General features: G+C 36.6%; 16 protein-coding genes. 1 reads left to right on the top strand and 15 read right to left on the bottom strand.

The window, feature by feature from the left end:
• Window positions 1-420: 420 nt before the first annotated feature.
• The 5 genes from ACYIAR_RS00905 to ACYIAR_RS00885 form a co-directional block, all read right to left on the bottom strand.
• Window positions 421-1,332 (bottom strand): dihydroorotate dehydrogenase, encoded by a 912-nt coding sequence (locus ACYIAR_RS00905; protein ID WP_480331533.1) that lies wholly within the window; start codon window positions 1,330-1,332, stop codon window positions 421-423.
• Window positions 1,320-2,105: a dihydroorotate dehydrogenase electron transfer subunit gene (locus ACYIAR_RS00900; RefSeq protein WP_480331531.1), complete on the bottom strand. Its 786-nt coding sequence runs from the start codon at window positions 2,103-2,105 to the stop codon at window positions 1,320-1,322. Before ACYIAR_RS00900 ends, ACYIAR_RS00905 begins: the two co-directional genes overlap by 13 nt.
• A gap of 85 nt (window positions 2,106-2,190) precedes the next feature.
• Window positions 2,191-2,601 carry a helix-turn-helix transcriptional regulator gene (locus ACYIAR_RS00895; RefSeq protein ID WP_480331529.1) on the bottom strand — a complete coding sequence of 137 codons (411 nt, stop codon included), beginning with the start codon at window positions 2,599-2,601 and terminating at the stop codon, window positions 2,191-2,193.
• A gap of 897 nt (window positions 2,602-3,498) precedes the next feature.
• On the bottom strand, window positions 3,499-4,530 hold the full coding sequence (gene holA / locus ACYIAR_RS00890) for a DNA polymerase III subunit delta (protein ID WP_480331527.1): 1,032 nt from the start codon (window positions 4,528-4,530) through the stop codon (window positions 3,499-3,501).
• 6 nt (window positions 4,531-4,536) lie between these two features.
• Window positions 4,537-5,313: an AMP nucleosidase gene (locus tag ACYIAR_RS00885; protein WP_480331525.1), complete on the bottom strand. Its 777-nt coding sequence runs from the start codon at window positions 5,311-5,313 to the stop codon at window positions 4,537-4,539.
• Window positions 5,314-5,408: 95 nt separating this feature from the next.
• Here ACYIAR_RS00885 and ACYIAR_RS00880 point away from each other — a divergent pair, with 95 nt between their 5' ends.
• Window positions 5,409-5,858, top strand: coding sequence for a type I restriction enzyme HsdR N-terminal domain-containing protein (locus ACYIAR_RS00880; protein WP_480331523.1), 450 nt, complete (start codon window positions 5,409-5,411; stop codon window positions 5,856-5,858).
• Window positions 5,859-5,923: 65 nt separating this feature from the next.
• Here ACYIAR_RS00880 and ACYIAR_RS00875 read toward each other — a convergent pair whose 3' ends face one another.
• The 10 genes from ACYIAR_RS00875 to metA all read right to left on the bottom strand — a co-directional run bounded on the left by ACYIAR_RS00875 (window position 5,924) and on the right by metA (window position 19,187).
• Window positions 5,924-6,118 (bottom strand): hypothetical protein, encoded by a 195-nt coding sequence (locus ACYIAR_RS00875; RefSeq protein WP_480331521.1) that lies wholly within the window; start codon window positions 6,116-6,118, stop codon window positions 5,924-5,926.
• Between the two features lie 289 nt (window positions 6,119-6,407).
• Window positions 6,408-8,624, bottom strand: coding sequence for a hypothetical protein (locus ACYIAR_RS00870; protein ID WP_480331519.1), 2,217 nt, complete (start codon window positions 8,622-8,624; stop codon window positions 6,408-6,410).
• A 5-nt stretch (window positions 8,625-8,629) separates the two neighbouring features.
• Window positions 8,630-9,475, bottom strand: a complete 846-nt coding sequence (locus tag ACYIAR_RS00865; RefSeq protein ID WP_480331517.1) for a patatin-like phospholipase family protein — start codon at window positions 9,473-9,475, stop codon at window positions 8,630-8,632.
• 142 nt (window positions 9,476-9,617) lie between these two features.
• On the bottom strand, window positions 9,618-10,991 hold the full coding sequence (nhaA, locus tag ACYIAR_RS00860) for a Na+/H+ antiporter NhaA (RefSeq protein WP_480331515.1): 1,374 nt from the start codon (window positions 10,989-10,991) through the stop codon (window positions 9,618-9,620).
• Between the two features lie 47 nt (window positions 10,992-11,038).
• Window positions 11,039-11,641 (bottom strand): IMPACT family protein, encoded by a 603-nt coding sequence (locus tag ACYIAR_RS00855; RefSeq protein ID WP_480333501.1) that lies wholly within the window; start codon window positions 11,639-11,641, stop codon window positions 11,039-11,041.
• A complete protein-coding gene (gene uvrA, locus ACYIAR_RS00850; protein ID WP_480331513.1) occupies window positions 11,641-14,502 on the bottom strand; it encodes an excinuclease ABC subunit UvrA in 2,862 nt (953 codons plus the stop codon). The genes ACYIAR_RS00855 and uvrA overlap by 1 nt, the downstream gene beginning before the upstream one ends.
• Window positions 14,503-14,577: 75 nt before the next feature.
• A complete protein-coding gene (locus ACYIAR_RS00845) occupies window positions 14,578-15,552 on the bottom strand; it encodes a lytic transglycosylase domain-containing protein (RefSeq protein WP_480331511.1) in 975 nt (324 codons plus the stop codon).
• Window positions 15,549-16,373 (bottom strand): peptidylprolyl isomerase, encoded by an 825-nt coding sequence (locus ACYIAR_RS00840; protein WP_480331509.1) that lies wholly within the window; start codon window positions 16,371-16,373, stop codon window positions 15,549-15,551. The genes ACYIAR_RS00845 and ACYIAR_RS00840 overlap by 4 nt, the downstream gene beginning before the upstream one ends.
• Before the next feature lie 10 nt (window positions 16,374-16,383).
• Window positions 16,384-18,225, bottom strand: coding sequence for a peptidase U32 family protein (locus tag ACYIAR_RS00835; protein WP_480333500.1), 1,842 nt, complete (start codon window positions 18,223-18,225; stop codon window positions 16,384-16,386).
• A gap of 17 nt (window positions 18,226-18,242) precedes the next feature.
• Entirely contained in the window at window positions 18,243-19,187 is a 945-nt protein-coding gene (metA, locus tag ACYIAR_RS00830; RefSeq protein WP_480331507.1) for a homoserine O-acetyltransferase MetA, read from the bottom strand.
• Window positions 19,188-19,248: the final 61 nt, after the last annotated feature.

Raw genomic sequence — 19,248 nt, 5'->3', positions numbered from 1 at the left:
TAATAACAAAAAAATTACTTGAAAGCAAGTAATTAATTTTTTTTATCCTTTGCCTTAAACTGCAAATTAAGGCTATTTTTCGTATCTGGATAAAGGGAAGTCAAAAAAAATCGAGTCTCAGAAAGTTTGGGAATATCATAAAGATATGAATATAAATATATAATCTGAATATTTTACAGAATATTATCTTATAATAAAGCAATATGAAAGACAACAAGGATTAAAAACATCATTGTGACACGCAATATACACACGAATAAACACGCAAAAAATGTTTTTTGAGCAAATTTAAGGCTATATAAGCCAATATTGGAGATATTATATAAGGAGTAAAGGATATAAAATAAAAAAAACAGATAATTGAGATCACGAAGGCATAATATTTCGAATCCCAATTATCTGTAATAAGAAAAGGATGTATTAAATATTCAAAGCACCAGTAAGTTCAGTCACCGATTTGAATCCATGTCTGTCGCAATAATCATTCAATCCATCAATTACTTTGATAGAAATTGTCGGATCAACAAAATTATATGTTCCGATTTGGATTGCCGATGCACCTGCAAGCATAAATTCAACTGCATCTTTCCAGCTTGAAATTCCGCCCAATCCGATAATTGGAATCTGAATAGCTTTTGAAGTTTGCCAAACCATTCTCAATGCAACTGGCTTTACGCATGGACCGGAAAGTCCGCCTGTAATTGTTGAAAGAATTGGTTTTCTTTTTTCAGCATCAATTGCCATTCCCATCATTGTATTAATCATTGAAACTGCATCAGCACCTTCAGCTTCGACAGCTCTGGCAATTTCAGTAATATCAGTTACATTTGGAGAAAGCTTAACAATTAAAGTTTTTGGATATGCCTTTCTTACTGCTTTCACAACTTCAGCAGCACCGGATGCAGTAACACCAAATGCCATTCCACCCTGTTTCACATTAGGGCATGATATATTCAATTCAATTGCCGGAATCTTTTCCAATTCTGCGATTTTCTCAGCGCATTCAACGTAAGTTTCGATTGACGAACCACTCACGTTCACAATCATATTTGTGTCGATATCCTTTATCTGAGGATAGATATTTTCTGCGAAATAATTTGCGCCCTTATTCTGCAATCCAACGGCATTAAGCATTCCTGAAGGAGTTTCAGCCATTCGTGGATACAAGTTTCCTTCACGAGGTTGAATTGTTGTTCCTTTTACGAAAATTCCACCTAATCTTGATATATCAATCAAATCTGAAAATTCAATTCCATATCCGAAAGTTCCTGATGCAGTCATTACCGGATTCTTCAACTGCAATCCACCTATATTTACTTTTAATTCAGCCATGACAATTTTTCTATATTAAATACTGGACCTTCTGTACAAACACAAACATGATGATCATCTTTAGTCTTCTCAACGCAGCACAAGCATGCTCCCAATCCGCAAGCCATTGTATTTTCTAATGAAACTTCGCAGTCAATTTTTTCTGAAGAAGCATATTTTGCAACAGCCACCATCATTGGCTTAGGACCACATGTATATATTTTATCAAATTTGATTTTGCTCAACACTGAATGATTTGTTACATATCCTTTTTCACCCAATGAAGCATCTTCAGTTGTTACATATACATCGCCTATTGATTCAAACAAATCCAATTGCAGCAAATCATCTTTTGATCTTGCACCCAAAAGGAAAGTTGGTTCAAATCCTGCTTCCTTTAGATATTTGCCCAAATATAACATTGGAGCAGTTCCGACACCACCGCCAATTAATAACAATTTCTTAGATTCATTACCTTTTTCAGGAATTGTGAATCCATTTCCAAGAGGCAATAATATATTGATTAAATCACCAACGCGAGCTTCAGCCAATTTTCTTGTTCCATCACCAACCAATTGAATCAATAACCATAATTCATTCTTTTCTTTATCGATGAAATTGATTGAAATCGGGCGACGCAAAAAAGTTGAAGGCGAATTATCCACACGAACTTCCACAAACTGTCCAGGATTCATTTCTGGCAATACTGATTCTGATGTCAATTTTAATAGACAGTAATTTTTATGAAGACGCTCATTTGCGGTAACCTTCATATCTAATAGAAACTTTTTCATATATTATTTTGTATAATAAATAATGTACTCAGAAACATATATATGCAAAGATACGTTTTTTCACGTACTTTTCAGATGTTTTTAATCACTTCTTTTCAAGCGTATATGTATCGAAAGTGTTATCCGTATAGAATACCATGATTTTTGAAATCGTTTTTGCAGGCTTTTCCACTGTTACAACTCTCTCTTTTTCTTGATGTACCAATGATGATGCAATGCTATCGGCAAATGCGACATTGGAATCGGTTGGAACAGCTGTATTTTCAGCTGGTTCAGCCGGTTGGGCACTCTTTGTCATAGGTCCATTTCCAAAAAGAAGCCAGTCAGTGCTTACTGATGGAAATCTTCTGAGAATTTTAAGTAAAACATCCAAACTCGGATTGTTTCTTCCGGAAATTATATGGGACATAGCGGCTCGCTGTATGCCGATTTCAGCAGCAAACTGTGCCTGGCTGTATCCTTCAGTTTCCATTACTTTCAAAATGCGCTCCTTCATATATTAGGTGTTTTATATATCAATTACAAGTATGCCATTATGGCATAAATCGGTCCTTTTCAAGTAGATTTTTTGCTATATACAAAGTTATACAAAGATTTTAATTAAGCAAATGTTATGTTATAATAATATACATCATAAATGTATACATTATTGTTTACATTCGAATACAGAACATTTGTAAACTTTGATTTTTTCTGTTATAATTCACTTTAGATAAATCGGATATAAAACTAGGTCGCAATAGATTAATAAATACATATTTATAGCCAAATTATAGACTTGTATACATTATGCGCATTATCCATGGATTTGTTTTTAGTAAACTTTCAACAAAACTATATAATTCGCTGAACATATGTATATTACAACCAATAAATATATTTATGTTACTATATACTTTGGTATACTTTTATTTATGTATACAAAGGTGATTATAGTAGTATTTTCCCGTATAAATATGTATATAATTGTATTTTTAAAGGTGAAAATATAATCTTGTATACTACTAGTCAATCGAAATTTTTTACATTAATATACTTCTGGTATAAACTACATTTCACATAATATTAATATGTCATTTTGGCATATATGATTTATATATATGGCTATATTACCTTTATGCACTTGCCTGGTTTCTTCTGTAAACTTTATCGGCTGTGTTATACTTTTCGGGAATAAATTATATGAGTAATTATAGGGATGCGAAAATTCAAGCAATATTTTCCAAGCAAAAAACATGAAAATACTACTAGAAGTAAATTGAAATAAGTACGGAAGAAAATTTAATTATGTACGGAAGGAAATAAAATTACATCCGAACCTAGCGGCGACTGGATCCGGATGTAATTTAAGAGGAATTTTTATAGCAAGTTTTTTATCTTTGTCACTATATTATCATAGATGAAGAATCTTATACACCAGCATTCTCAATATATCGCCATCTTCTTCTCCTGTGGTTCCAAATCCTTTTGAAAGAGCATCAGCCTCGCGAATTTCATTAATAATATTGAATGCTTTCATTGCTGAATAATTCTTTATTCCTGTAATATATTCTTTTGCTCCATATGAATTTCTCAATCCCAGAAGAGTCATTATAGCTTGTTCACTCCGGTCTTTTGAATAATAGCATATAAGCAAATTTGAGAAATAATTATATAAAACAGAAAGAGTGACCTGGATTGGATTCATTTTCGAATTCTTGCCAAAGTAATCAATTATTTCATTAGATTTCAGAATTTCCTTATTTGCTAAGGCTCTAATCAATTCGAAATTATTATACTCTTTACTGATGCCAATATTCTCTTCAATCAATTCCGGTGTTATTCTTTGCACCCCGCTATTCTGTAATATTATTGTCAGTTTGTCGAGTTCTTTATCGAGTTTGCTCAAATCATTTCCGATATAATCGCACAGCATTTGAGTTGATTTAGCATCAATTCCCAATTTTCTGCTTTGAACAAATCCCAATACAACTGACTGCAATTTATAGTCTGGTATCTTTTTCGATTCAAACACCTTTCCTATTTTATTTGCAATTTGATAAAGAGATTTCCTTTTGTCAATTGATTTGTATTTATAATTTAATACAAGAATTGTCGATTTAAGAGGATTCTTCAAATAATCGGAAAGCAAATCAATATTCCTAATTACTTGAGCTTCCCTTACAACTATCAATTGATATTCTGACATCATCGGATATCTTCTGGCTGCATTTATTATTTTGATTGCATCGCAATCTGCTCCATAGAATATCATCTGATTGAAATCCTTTTCGCTTTCTGTCAGAACTTCATCAATCAGTAAATCCGTCAATTTATCAATAAAATAAGGCTCTTCGCCCATCAGCAAATATATGGGATAATAATTCCTTGATTTGATACTTTTATATAATTCTTCAAATGACGATGTTTCTTCTTTTTTTGCCATAAGCATTTACCAGCTAAATCTTATATGTTGAATAGTTTTATTTTCATTTATGATTTGCAATAAGGATTCAATACCTAGTTTGACATGCTCATTAACGAATAGTTTGGTTATCTTTTTGTCAGACTCTTCAGTCTTTATTCCATCTTCTTCCATTGGTTTGTCGGAAATCATCAATAAAGCTCCTGTTGGAATTTTGTTGGCAAAGCCGGCGGTCAATAATGTTGCTGTTTCCATATCGATTCCGCTTGCATGAGTTTGAATCAAATATTCTTTGAAGTCATTATCATATTCCCAAACTCTTCTGTTTGTTGTGTAAACTGTTCCTGTCCAATAATCTTTTCCATTATCTCGGATTGCCGAAGAAATTGCTCTCAACATATAAAATGCCGGCAATGAAGGAACTTCCGGCGGAAGATATTCATCCGAAGTGCCTTCGCCTCTGATTGCTGCAATTGGCAATAAATAATCACCAAGTTTGATTGATTTCTTCAGTCCTCCGCATTTGCCGAGAAACAGAACTGCTTTTGGCTTAATAGCCGAAAGCAAATCCATAATTGTGGCGGCATTTGCGCTTCCCATTCCAAAATTTATAATAGTAATTCCTTCTGCCGAAGCATTAGGCATTGCACTTTTCAGTCCGAGAACTTCAACATTGAAAAATTCGGCAAAAATTTCCACATACTTTGTGAAATTCGTCAGAAGAATATACGGAGTAAAATCTTCCAGTTTTCGTTCCGTATATCTTGGTAGCCAGTTTTCAACAATTTCTTGTTTTGTTTTCATAAAATAGAAATTTTTCAAGTTGAACAAACTTACACAATTTTACTCTAATAATCTAGCTTTTCATTATCTTTACATTCATATAATGTGTAATAATTATGAATAATTTGAATCTGCCTGCCTTCCAATATAAAATCAAGCACATAGAAAATAAGGCGTATATATATGATATTTTGAGGAAAAAGTTTATCGTTATTACGCCTGAAGAATGGGTAAGACAGCATTTCGTAAACTATCTGATAGGCTATTTAAGTTATCCGAAGCAATTAATTGCCAATGAAGTTTCCATTCGCCTGAACTCCACAAGCAAGCGCTGCGACACTGTAGTCTATTCGAAAACATTGCAGCCTCAAATGATAATAGAGTATAAATCTCCGGAGATAGACTTGTCGCAAGCAGTATTTGACCAGGCTCTGCGTTATAATATGGTTTTACGGGTTAAATATATCATCTTGAGCAATGGAATAAAGCATATTTGCTGCAAAATAGATTATGACAACAACAAATATATTTTTCTGTCTGATATTCCAAAATATGAGGATTTATAAAATAAAAACAGCTGCGCTATGCTTCGATGTAAACATAACGCAGCTGTCTCATGGAAAAAATATTTTTATTCTGAAAGCATTACCAAAGGTTTATACTTTCCTATATTCATAGTTTTAATAGTGTCATTCAAAAGATTTGCTTTTTCCATTTTTATCTCAGAATCTATAGGCAACAACATTGTATTTTCTGAATTCTTTGTGTCAAAGAACAAAGAATAACAAAACAAAATACCGAAAAATGATAGAATCAATCCTTTCATACTAGTTTCTTTTATGATTTCTTTTATTTATTAGATGTAGTATGTTGATTAAATGCTGCATGAAAGTTCTATTTTTTTGTAAATAAAATAGCTTTGTCTTTGTTTGAGAATGTTATCTCTCTGATTATTACATAAATAAAAATACATTTTTCTTTTTTAAAATATATACGGACCTAGCAAGATTTAGGGCAATATATAATGAAACGTAGGACCGAACCTACGTTTCAATACATCTATATATATTTTCAAGAAATATTAGCTCTATATAGTAAGCCTCAATTGACACATGTTAAAGCATAAACATCACTTTAACTCCATCCTTTAGATTCTTAAATTTCAAATAATATGTGTGGGAAGTTTCGTCCCATTCTATTGTTATATTCTTTTGTTTTTTTCCTTTCTTGTTCAAGACCCATACATTCTTGGCTTTTGTCGGAGAATAAATTCTCAACACAGAATTGGTATATAATGGTCCTCTAGTAATGAATGAATAGGAATTCTCATTCCATACTTCATCATATATTCGTGACGAAGAAGCTATTACTTGTGCTTTGTCGCTATTTTTCAACATAGACAAATCATATAGGAAAGCTTGATCGCCCGGATAAACTTCAATACTATCTACAATTGGTAGATACGACGAGAACAAATCAATATAAAGACCTGAAGCCTTGAATGCTGATGAATCCGGTGATTCATCCATAACAGAAATAACTCTGTATGCACCTCTACGGATGTCATAGAAATTCTTGATGTTCAGATGTTCATCTGTTACTCCATAAAATAAAGAATCTACAGTATTGACAAGAGTCAAATCTGCATCTTCTGATTTAACAAAATCTTCAGGATTTGACCTTATCACGCGTATTTTTCCCTTTCCGAAAGAGTATGTTCCTTCGTCCGCAAATTCAGGCATATTCATAAGTCCAAACAAATGATCTGCCGGATGTTTCCAGTTGTTTCCGTTGCTGTTCCACCATTCCGTTATTCCTTGAAAAGGATCATTATCCTTTGATACATAAACTAATACACCTCCGTTTTTTACCCAGTCGGCAATGTTGTAATGCGCCTTTTCGTCAAGAGGCTTCATATTCGAATATGTCATTAAAAGCAACTTGGTATTATCCCAAATATTCGGTGATGACAGATTCTCGATATGAATAGTATTAACCGGAATTCCTCTCTTTATGAATGGCATTGTAAGACCAAAGAAGTTAGATAATTCCTTATCCAAATATCCGTCAATTGGCTCGTCTGAACATTGATACATGATTGAATTAGAAGTCAGGATACTTATTCCATTAGTTCCGGAAATAATATTGTCCGAAGCAGGCATATTGTTCAACGACTGAACCATAATTTGCATTTGAGCAGAAAAATATTCAGGCACATGACTTTTTCTGTCCACCATTTTTCCCGCTTTATACTCTCCTTCATATATACGCTCCGGCCATTGCATGACAATGTAGTTGTCAATCTTCGGATAAAAAAGTTGGGCAGCAAAAATAGCTTCATAATTTCTGAGATATTCTTCCCAGTCACGAGGCCAGTCCTCCAGCGGATCAGTCAAAAAGAACAGCTTTCTGTTGGTTGGCGAAGCCATTGACTCAAGCAGTCCATATTCCAGATAAGCTGTTTCGAAAATTCGTTCTTTCAATTCTCCATTGTAATAGTTCGGCAAGCGCGAAGTTCCGGCCCAAACTTGTCCAACATAGCCGTCAACATTGGCTAATGCTCCAAGACTAGCTTCCGGACTAACAATTTGCCATTGAGCATAATTAAGCAGTGAGTGAGTAGTGACGAAGCATTTCACATCCAAGCCTCTGCTTTTCCCATATTTTTTTGCAAACGCATTACATTCATCTATCGCATTATAAAACAAATGATGCTTTAGTTTATTAGACAAATATAGATTTTCTGCCGACAAATGCTGAGGGCGCCATGCAAATCCATAATACTTTTCCCATTCTGATTTGAATGCATCACTATATCCGGCAAAAGCCCAGAATTCAGGCTCAGCCAAATAAAGGACATCTATCCCCGCATCAATCATTCTTTTGATTTTATACAATTTCATATAATTAAGGAATGATTCTGTAGGGACAATATATGGAACATTATCGTGATGCCAGCAAGTATCACCTTTCAGAGTTTTCTGTCCTTCGTCATAATGAGGCGTTCCGTCCCAGTTACCGGAAATATAATCAGCATATTCTCCCCAAGAAATTCCGGTCATAAAATGTGCCTGATATCCGTTATTTCTCCATGAGCGGACTCTCTCCTCAAATGTAGCTTCTCCATCGCCGAAATCCAGATAATCCTGAGTTTTCATTCCATAAATAATAGCTATATCAGAACGAATGTCGAGTTCCGGTTTCCAGGGTGAAGCTGTTTGTAATGCAGTCTTTTCGAGTCTTTCCCCTTCAGTTTTATTCGTTTCCAAAGGATGACACGAAGCAAGCAACATTAAAGATAGAGAATATAAATATATTGTTTTATTTTGCATAAAAATCAGAAATTCCTTTTTGACAAATACTTTTCAGCTAAATTATATCCTTCGTAGTATAAATCCTTTAGTTTGGAAACATCCTTTTCAGTTCTTACTACTTTTAATGGAGTTTCAGGTCTGATGACAATGGCTTTACCTTCTTCTTCCAAAGTATCTATGAAGTCCAATATCTCATTATAATGATAATATCTTTTCTTAAGTCTTTCTTTGATTTGAGGATAGCGTTTATATATGAACCAAGGCAGATAAAAATCCTTTTCCTCTTTTCTGTAACCTTTGTTTCTGGTCAGGACAATAACATTCTTGCTGTAGCCGTCACTTATAGCTTTCTTAACTGGAATAGGGTCGCACACTCCGCCATCGACCATTGGAATATTATCAACGTACGTAATCGGACACATCACAGGCAATGAGCATGAAGCTTTGCATATTTCAATTAATCTTGAAAAATCTTCTTTTTCTTCAAAGTAGTTTGCCTCTCCTGTGATGCAGTTGCTTGTAACAATTACAAAACGCATCTTATTGTTTTTGTATGTCTCAAAGTCAAACGGGAAATATTTATCCGGATATTCATAAAATATGAAATCCAAATCTATATATCCGTGACCTTTGAGCAAATGTTTCAACCCAATATAGTCGCGTTTGGTTGGCAATTCCACATTACTGAAATAAGATCTTCCTCTTTGACGGGAAATATATGATATGCCATTACTGGCACCGGCAGAAACTCCTATTGAATATGGAAACCATATTTGGTTATCCATCATATAATCCAGTACGCCTGCAGTGAAAACGCCACGCATTCCACCGCCTTCCAAGACTAATCCTGTATTTTCATCTATAACCATAACAACACAAATATATATATAAAATATCCTATGTCTTTCAGGAAATATCTTATGCAGCCTGAAAAACATAGGATATTTTCTTATCCAAATGCTATAAATCAAATTACCTTAAGCAAATTGATTACACAAATATACGGAATATTTACTCAGACAAATCTTCTGTTTGTTCAACCGGATTTGTCAAGTATTTTCTCAAAGCAAAATAACCAATCAATCCTGAAATAAATGAACCGGAAAATACACCTAACTTAGCTTGGTTCAATAAATCCATTCCTTCAGGTGTAGTTGCATCAAAAGACAAGTTAGCGATAAACAATGCCACTGTGAAACCAATACCGCCCAAAGCAGAAACTGCAAAAAGATTCTTGATATTCATTCCTTTCGGCATTGAAATTAAGCCACTTTTGATTGATATATAAGAAAATGAGAATATACCCATAGTTTTTCCTACTACTAAGCCCAAGAAAACAGCCAAAGGAACATTTATGATTGATGCTGGATTTATATCTCCAAATGTCACACCTGCGTTGACAAATGCGAATAATGGCAATATAACATAACTTACAAATGGATGAAGTTTGTCTGTTATTGTTTGTAATGGACTGATTGTGTGATTTGCCAGTGTATGAATATTGTTAAGCACATGAATTTGTCTTGAATTAAGCACAGTCGCTTTGTTTGAGCACTTAGCTTCTGAAGCGTCAAGCATTTCCAGATATTCGCCCATATCTCTTCTGAAACAATCAAGATGAAGTTTCGGACGAGCTGGCACTGTGAATGCAACCAACACTCCCGCTATTGTAGGATGAATACCTGACTCCAGGAACAGCATCCACACACAAAAGCCTAAAACATAATAGAACAATCTGTTATATATTTTCATCTTGCCACCAAGATACAAAACCAATAACAATGCTAATGATATCAATAATGGCTGGAAAGCTATTTCACCGCTATAGAAAAGGGCAATAATTATGATACCACCTATATCGTCAACAACTGCCAATGCAGTCAAGAAAATACGAAGGCTTAATGGCACTTTATTTCCTAACAAACCTAACACTGCCAATGCGAATGCAATGTCCGTTGCCATTGGTATAGCAGCTCCGGATGCAGCACTTCCTGATGGACAAACTAAAAGGTAGAAAAGCACAGGGATAACCATACCGCCACATGCCGCGATGATAGGAAGCAAAGCCTTTCTGAACGAACACAACTCTCCTATCAAAACCTCCTGTTTGATTTCCAGACCAATAGTGAAAAAGAAAACAGCCATAAGCGCATCATTGACAAATGCCAACAATGTCATAGGCTCACCATGATGAGCAAAAAAACTAAAGTTTCCTGCTTGAAGTTCAATTGGATGAAGCAAGAATTGCTGATATTTGTCAGCAAAAGGAGAGTTAGCTAATAACATAGCTAAAATTGTAGCTACAAACAACAATAAACTAGCGTTTGGTTTTTGCACTGCAAAACGACGCAACGGTTTTAGAATTACATGAAAAGTCTTCTCCATAAATTGGATTTAAAGTTTAAATTTCTGCCTAATATTATTTATCTCAATTATTCTTTTAAATATGCTGTTTCAACCTTAAGTAATTTGCTTTTAAGACGCTCCACTTCACTTTTCCTTATACGCAAAGTCATCTCACAGTCCATGTCAAATTTCTGTGAAATGATTGCAGGAGAATCATCCTTGATAACTTTCATTATTCCATTCATGAATGGATATTCAAACGCCACAGTAATATCAACATCTACAGTACATTCTTCAATTTTAGCAGCGGCAATTGCTTCTGCTGCTGCAGTTCTGTATGCAACAATAAGTCCGCTAGTGCCAAGTTCAATTCCTCCAAAATATCTAATTACTATTACAAGAATATCTGTCAGCTCGTTGGAATTTATCTGCCCTAGTATTGGCTTTCCGGCTGTTGACGATGGTTCTCCATCGTCATTGGCTCTGAATGTTTTGCGGTCAGCTCCAAGCATATATGCCCAGCAGACATGACGTGCATCGTAATATTCTTTTTTATATTTAGCAATATATTCCTTTACTTCTTCAACTGACTTTACAGGTATTGCATAAGATATGAAACGGCTGCGCTTCTCTGTATAGTATCCTTCAGAAATTGAGAATATAGTACGATAAGTATCTTTTTCTGTCATCATTTTTTGTTTGCGATATTAATTTCTTCTAGTTCCTTTTTCAAGAATGGAGCTGTATATCCAATTCCGGAGTTTGCCAAATCTTCTGGAGTTCCGGTAAACAGCACCTCGCCGCCTCGCTTTCCTCCTTCCGGTCCCATATCTATCAGATAATCGGCATATTTTATAACATCAAGATTATGCTCGATTACAACAACAGTGTTTCCTTTGTCAACCAGCTTGTTCAGAACACCAAGGAGAACACGAATATCCTCGAAATGTAGTCCTGTAGTCGGCTCGTCCAAAACATAAAGAGTTTTGCCAGTATCTTTCTTCGACAACTCAGTGGCAAGTTTTACTCTCTGGCTTTCTCCACCGGACAATGTTGTGGAAGGTTGTCCCAACTTGATATATCCCAAGCCAACATCCTGCAAAACTTTGATTTTGGATAGAATCTGCGGAACATTCTCGAAAAAGTCTACTGCAATATTTATCGTCATATCCAATATGTCAGCAATAGATTTTCCTTTATATCTAACTTCCAGAGTTTCCCTGTTATATCGCTTTCCATGGCAATCCTCACAAGGAACTAGAACATCCGGCAGGAAATTCATCTCTATTGTCTTGTATCCATTACCTTTACAAGTCTCACAACGGCCACCGGAAACATTAAATGAAAATCTTCCCGGCTTGTATCCTCTCATTTTAGATTCCGGAAGCTCAACAAATAAATTCCTTATATCCGAAAATACTCCGATATATGTAGCAGGATTACTTCTTGGCGAGCGGCCAATAGGCGACTGGTCCACATTGACTATCTTGTCTATATTCTCAATACCTTCTATTGAATCATAAGGCAGAGGATCTTCCAAAGATCTGTAGAAATGCTGGCTTAATATAGGTTGTAATGTTCTGTTTATCAATGTTGACTTCCCGCTTCCGGAAACACCTGTCACACAAATAAAAGTTCCGAGAGGAAAAGATACATCTACATTCTTCAGATTATTTCCCCTAGCTCCTTTAATTTCCAGTTTCAGTCCATTTCCTTTTCTCCTTTGTTCAGGAATGTCGATTGTTGTTTTGCCATTTAGGAATGAAGAAGTCATAGTGTCAGCTTCCAACATTTTCTGAGGAGTTCCGGCAAACACAACTTCGCCACCGAGTCTTCCGGCTCTTGGTCCCAAATCAACGATATAATCAGATTCGAGCATCATATCCTTGTCATGTTCAACAACAATGACAGAGTTTCCCGTATCTCGCAACTGTTTAAGAGAATGTATCAGCCTTACATTATCACGCTGATGCAAACCGATACTTGGCTCGTCCAATATATACAGGACATTGACCAACTGGCTACCAATCTGAGTAGCAAGTCTGATTCGCTGACTTTCTCCACCGGAAAGAGTCGCTGAAGCTCTGTTCAACGACAGATAATCCAGTCCCACATCCAACAGAAATTTCAGGCGGGAGCGGATTTCCTTAAGTATTTCAAAGGCAATAGTCTTCTGTCTGTCATCCAGTTTGTTTTCAATATCAGACAACCATTCATATAGTTCCGATATATCCATAGACGACAAATCAGCAATATTCTTGCCACATATATAATAATGTAAAGCCTCTTTATTCAAGCGTTTTCCCTGGCATTCCGGGCAAACTGTCATTTTAACAAATTGACCTGCCCATTTCTGTGCCGAGGCAGAAGCATCTGCTTCCTGCTGCATTTGTATATATTTGGCAACTCCTTCATATGAAAGGAAATAGTTCGATGTTCCGATTGACTCATTTTTTATCTGGAGACGCTCGTCTGTTCCATTCATAATCTCGTCGATAGCTTCCTCCGGAATATCACGGATAGGAGTTTTCAGCGTGACGCCATATTTCGTGCATATAGCTTCAATCTGCCAGAAAATCAAGGAATTTTTATACTTGCCTAATGCAGTTATTCCTCCGGAATATATACTGAGAGAAGGATCCGGAACAATCTTTTCCATATCCAGAAGATTTAGCTGTCCGAGACCTTTACACTTCAAACAAGCACCATGAGGAGAATTAAATGAGAAATTATGAGGAGCCGGCTCGCTGTATGACAAACCGGTTATCGGGTCCATCAATGTCTTACTGAAATGCCTGATTTCATTCGTATCAGCATTCAAAACCATAACAAGACCATTTCCCTGCTTCATTGCAAGCGACAGACTGTCCTTCAGTCGTGCTTCATCGTTCTTGGAAATGACCATCTTATCTATAACAACCTCAATACTATGGCTCTTGTAACGGTCGAGCTTCATTCCGTAAAGGATTTCCCTCATTTCTCCGTCAACACGGACATTCAGATATCCTTTCTTTCTGATTTGCTCAAATAATTCTTTGTAATGACCCTTTCTGTTTCTCACCAATGGAGCCAGCAAATATGTTTTCTTGCCTTCATACTTATCCAATATCAGTTCAAGAATCTGGTCTTCTGTATATTTCACCATCTTCTCCCCGCTGATATAAGAATGAGCCTCGCCTATTCGGGCATACAAAAGTCTGAGGAAGTCATATATTTCAGTTGTAGTACCGACAGTGGAACGCGGATTTTTGTTAGTGGTTTTCTGTTCTATTGATATAACAGGACTTAAACCTGTTATTTTATCAACATCAGGTCGTTCCATATTTCCCAGAAAATTTCTCGCATAAGCAGAAAATGTTTCAACATAGCGACGCTGCCCTTCAGCAAATATTGTATCAAAAGCCAATGAGGACTTTCCGCTTCCACTCATGCCCGTTATCACGGTTAAAGAATTTCGGGGAATTTCCACATCGATATTTTTCAAATTATGCACACGGGCTCCATAAACAGAAATTTTTCCGTGTTCTACTGCCTGTTTGTCTATTGCCATTTAAATATAACAAGTTTCTAAAACGAGTGTAAAGATACAAAAAACCTGTAATTCTGAAAACAGGTATTTTAATATTTACTCGGCTACAACCCAAGCCGGATTATGAACGTATGTATTTGCCGTATTGTAATACATATCAGCCTTTGACGGAATCATCAGCTTGTATGTTTTCCCTTGTGTGACAAGCTTTCTGTCTCTGAGCCAAGGATTGAAACGTTTCAAATCTGCGTACGTAATTTTATGGTCAACAGCAAATTCTGCCAAATCCTGAATGTCACTGTTTACTTCATAAACATCGCAAGCTATAGGCTTGTACAAATCTGAAGCCTTTAGCACAAATCCGTACTTATATGGATTCTCAAAGATTTGTTTTATTGCCATAATCCTGTACACATATCTAGTTGTTTCTTCAACAAGCCACAAATCAAAATAATTGTCGGCATTTTGTTTTACCAGTTCGCCGGAAATTCTTCCCATTCCACCATTATACGAAGCAGCAACTGAAGGCCAGTTTCCATACTTTTCGTATGCGTCCTTCAAATATTTACATGCAGCTTCAGTCGCTTTTTCCACATTGCATCGTTCGTCAACTGTCGGCGTAATGTTCAAGCCATATTCCCTTCCAGTTGCTTCCAATATCTGCCACATTCCAACAGCCTTTGCTCGGGATTGGATTCTTGGGTCCAAATTACTCTCTATCACAGCAAGATATTTGAAATCATCAGGAATTCCATTCTTCTTCAATATCGGTTCAATAATAGGGAAATATCTGTTTGCCCTTTTTATCAACAGCATAGTTGTTGAATGGAAATAAGTAAATGAGCTTAATTCCCTGTCAAGAGCTTCATGCATATTATAACGAGTCAGGTCAACTTCTTCTCCACAGAAATCCAGTTTAGACGGAACTTCAGGAGTTACTGTCATTGACAAAACATGAGGTTTCATTTCCTTTGCACGAATCGAGTCGTCCGAACCCAAAGTAATACATGCAGTCAGTCCAAGTCCTGCAACACAAACCGTTCCTAAAAATATGCTCTTATAATTTTTCATTTTTGGAATACTTTTGTTTTCAAAACTATGACATCTTTCAATGGTCTGTCATTTTTATCTGTTTCAACTAATGACATTTTCTCCACAATATCAAAGCCTTCAACCACTTCGCCAAATATTGTTACTGAGCCATCAAGATGAGGAGTACCTCCAATTGTTTTATATACTTCCCTCTGCTCTGCCGGAATAGTTACAGCAGGCAATTTGGCAAGAGTATCTTCAAGCAAAACAGAAGCTTCTATATGCAAGTCTTCTTCTTTGTCTGGAGATGCATATTCAGGGAATTTTTCTTTCAAATCTTTCCTTATTTTGTAATACAGCCAATTTCTTCTAATCTGGTTGATTCTGGTTTCCATTGAATCCAGCCCTTTATCGTCCCAAACTTTACCCTGAACAAAACAGAACTGAGTTCCGGCAGAAACTCTTTCCGGATTAACATCATCTCCTTCTTTCGCATCTATCAATGCTCCGCGTTTATTGAAATGATTAGGCAATATTTCAGCTGGAACAGAATATCCACCACCATCATTACCATATAGAACTCCAGGTTCATGTGCCTTGCTGGAAGGATCACCACCTTGAACCACAAACTCCTTGATTATGCGATGGAACAACACTCCTTCATAAAAGTTCTCACTACAAAGCTTTATAAAGTTATCCCTATGTAAAGGAGTATCATCATATAACATAACAGTTACATCACCCATAGTAGTTGAAATCTCAACATAAACAGGCTTATTCTTATCAAGCGACTCTTTTCCGCATGAAACCAACATGCCAAGAGATAACAAACACAAAAATAAAGTTCTTGCTATTTTCATTATTATATATTTAATTTTTCGATTGAGAATCCTTTTTTATAAGCATCTGGCAATTTTTACAATCAAACTCCAATAGCAAACGTGTATCCTTATAAAGTAAATAATATGGTTCTTTATACGGCGATTTTCCTTTTTGCCTTACCGGACACCAGCCCATGCTGTAGCGCAGGCAATGTTTGGTAAACATCAAAGGAACATCATCCACTTGCACCTTTTCAAATGCAGGTGATATTTTCTCCACGCCTCGTTCCGCATAAAATTTATACGACTTGTCATTTGCCACATTTCCAAGATATGTCAGCGAGCGCTGAGGGAATTGCGGCTTAGCCTGATAATTACTTACCTTCACCAGCTCACGTCTGTATCTGGTTCTGCGGTTCAATATCAACTTCTCAATGGCTTCCCTGCGCATATCTGAAAGAAGAGAAGACGGCACAAACCACATTTCCGACAGATTCACATCAACTTTAGCCACAGAAAACGGAGTATTTCCTAATTTCGACAACTGAGTGCGAATATTTTCGGTCTGCTCCCGCTTTGCTGTTTCCTTGTTGAAATCCCGGTAAATTATTACACGAGCACCGCTTTCATCTTCCACAGACAATGAAAAACCATTCTGGCAGTCAGCAAACGACATAACAACAGGAATCTTCCTTTCCGCCGTCTGTCTTGCCATAGTCTTTTCAAACGCCTGGTCGAAATTTCTGTATAAAGCCATTTTCGGGCGAAGTCTTGCCGGCATTTCCTGAGGAAAAACTCTGTTGGCATCAACCTTATTCACTCTGAAGCCTTCCAATTCTCCGTTGGCATTGAAAAATATAAGTCCGTCACCGTTGTTCAAGGCTTTTGTTCCGGCAACAGTAAAACTGTTACCCTTCATTTCCTTTACATGACCGACAAATTCTCCAAGAGACTTAGGTGTGTCAAAAGCTGTAATGTCCGCACTTCTTCCTTTAAGGAAAAAAGGAGTGAAACCACGGTTGAAACTCTTCGACACTTCCGGCTCAAAGTCAAATGTGCTTCTTCCGTCCGATGCTCTCACATATTCCGGACGGCGTTTGAATATTTCGTCAAGTTTCTTCCTGTAATAAGCAGTAACATTCTTTACATAAGATATATCTTTCAGGCGACCTTCAATTTTCAGCGACGAAGCACCCGCATCCAGCAAGTCTTCCAGATATTCCGAACGGTTCATATCCTTCAGCGACAAAAGATGCTTGTTCTGCATAATGACCTTGCCTTCAGAATCTATCAATGTATAAGGCAGACGGCAATATTGTGCGCAAGCTCCTCTGTTCGCACTTCTTCCGCTCAAAGCCTCACTCAAATAACATTGGCCGCTATAGCTCACACACAAAGCACCATGAATAAAAACCTCCAACGAAACATTTGTTGAATCTTTTATTCTCTTTATTTCTTCCAATGACAATTCCCTGGCTAAAACGACCTGTGTAAAGCCTGCTGATTCAAGAAATTTGACCTTTTCCACAGTTCGGTTATCCGTCTGAGTGCTGGCATGCAAAGGTATCGGAGGCAAATCCAATTGTGTTATACCCATATCCTGCACAATCAGAGCGTCAACTCCGGCATCATAAAGCTTCCATATCATATCACGGGCTTCGTCAAGCTCATTGTCGTAAAGAATTGTATTCAGTGCGACATAAATCCTGGCTCCATACAAATGAGCATAATCGCATAACGACTTTATGTCATCCACCGTATTGCCCGCAGCTGCACGCGCACCAAACTTGGGCGCACCGATATATACAGCATCCGCGCCATGATTTATAGCCTCAATGCCGCAAGCCAAATCCTTAGCCGGCGATAGCAGTTCTATTTTCCTTTTTATCAATTTTGCCACAAATGTTCTTATTTTATTAACTGTAAACTTCCCAAATTAGCTATATCCTCATGTTTATAAGGCGTTTCCTGATATACATAATAATTCAGCCAATTCGTAAACAACAAGTTTGCATGTCCTCTCCAACGCACCACCGGTCCCATCGACGGGTCATTGTTCCTGTAATAGTTTTTAGGTATAGAAATTGGCAGTCCTTTGTTCAGGTCGCGAACATACTCATCATTAAGCGTATATGGAGAATATTCGGAATGTCCTGTAATAAAGAATTCCCTGCCACCACGAGCCATAACCATATAAACACCAGACTCCTCACTTTCCGACAGCAGCGTCAGTTCCGGCACTTTCATAATATCATCTTTTCTTATTTCCGTATGGCGGCTGTGAGGCACATAAAACTCATCATCAAAGCCGCGGAAAATAGGAAGATATGATTCACGCAAAGTATGACGGAAAACACCGAACATTTTAGCCGGCAAATCATATTTAGGAATGTTGTAGAAATGATAAAGCCCGGCTTGTGCTGCCCAGCATATATAAAGCGTAGAAGTCACATGTTTCCTTGCCCAGTCAAAAATTTCTGTAATCTCATTCCAATAGCCAACTTCTTCAAACGGCATTTGCTCCACCGGCGCTCCGGTTATAATCATTCCGTCATAATAGCCTTTCTTTATTTCATCAAAATCCTTATAGAATTCACGCATATGTTCAATAGGCGTATTTTTCGGAGTATGTCCTTTTATCTTAAGGAATTCTAGTTCGATTTGTAGCGGTGTATTACTCAGCAGACGAACCAAATCTGTTTCTGTTGTTATTTTCAAAGGCATCAAATTAAGAACTACAACACGCAGCGGACGAATATCCTGTGACGATGCACGCAATGAGTCCATTACGAATATATGTTCTTTCTTCAGCAAATCAATTGCCGGCAAATTTTTCTGTAGATTAAGTGGCATATTGTTATTTTGATTATCGGATTACTTTTATTCAGAGACAAGTTGACAAAGGAACAAGTTG

This window comes from Parabacteroides sp. KHUB-01, assembly GCF_056640935.1.
Note: the sequence above shows the minus strand (reverse complement) of the source record. Positions and strands in the feature narration are given on the sequence as shown.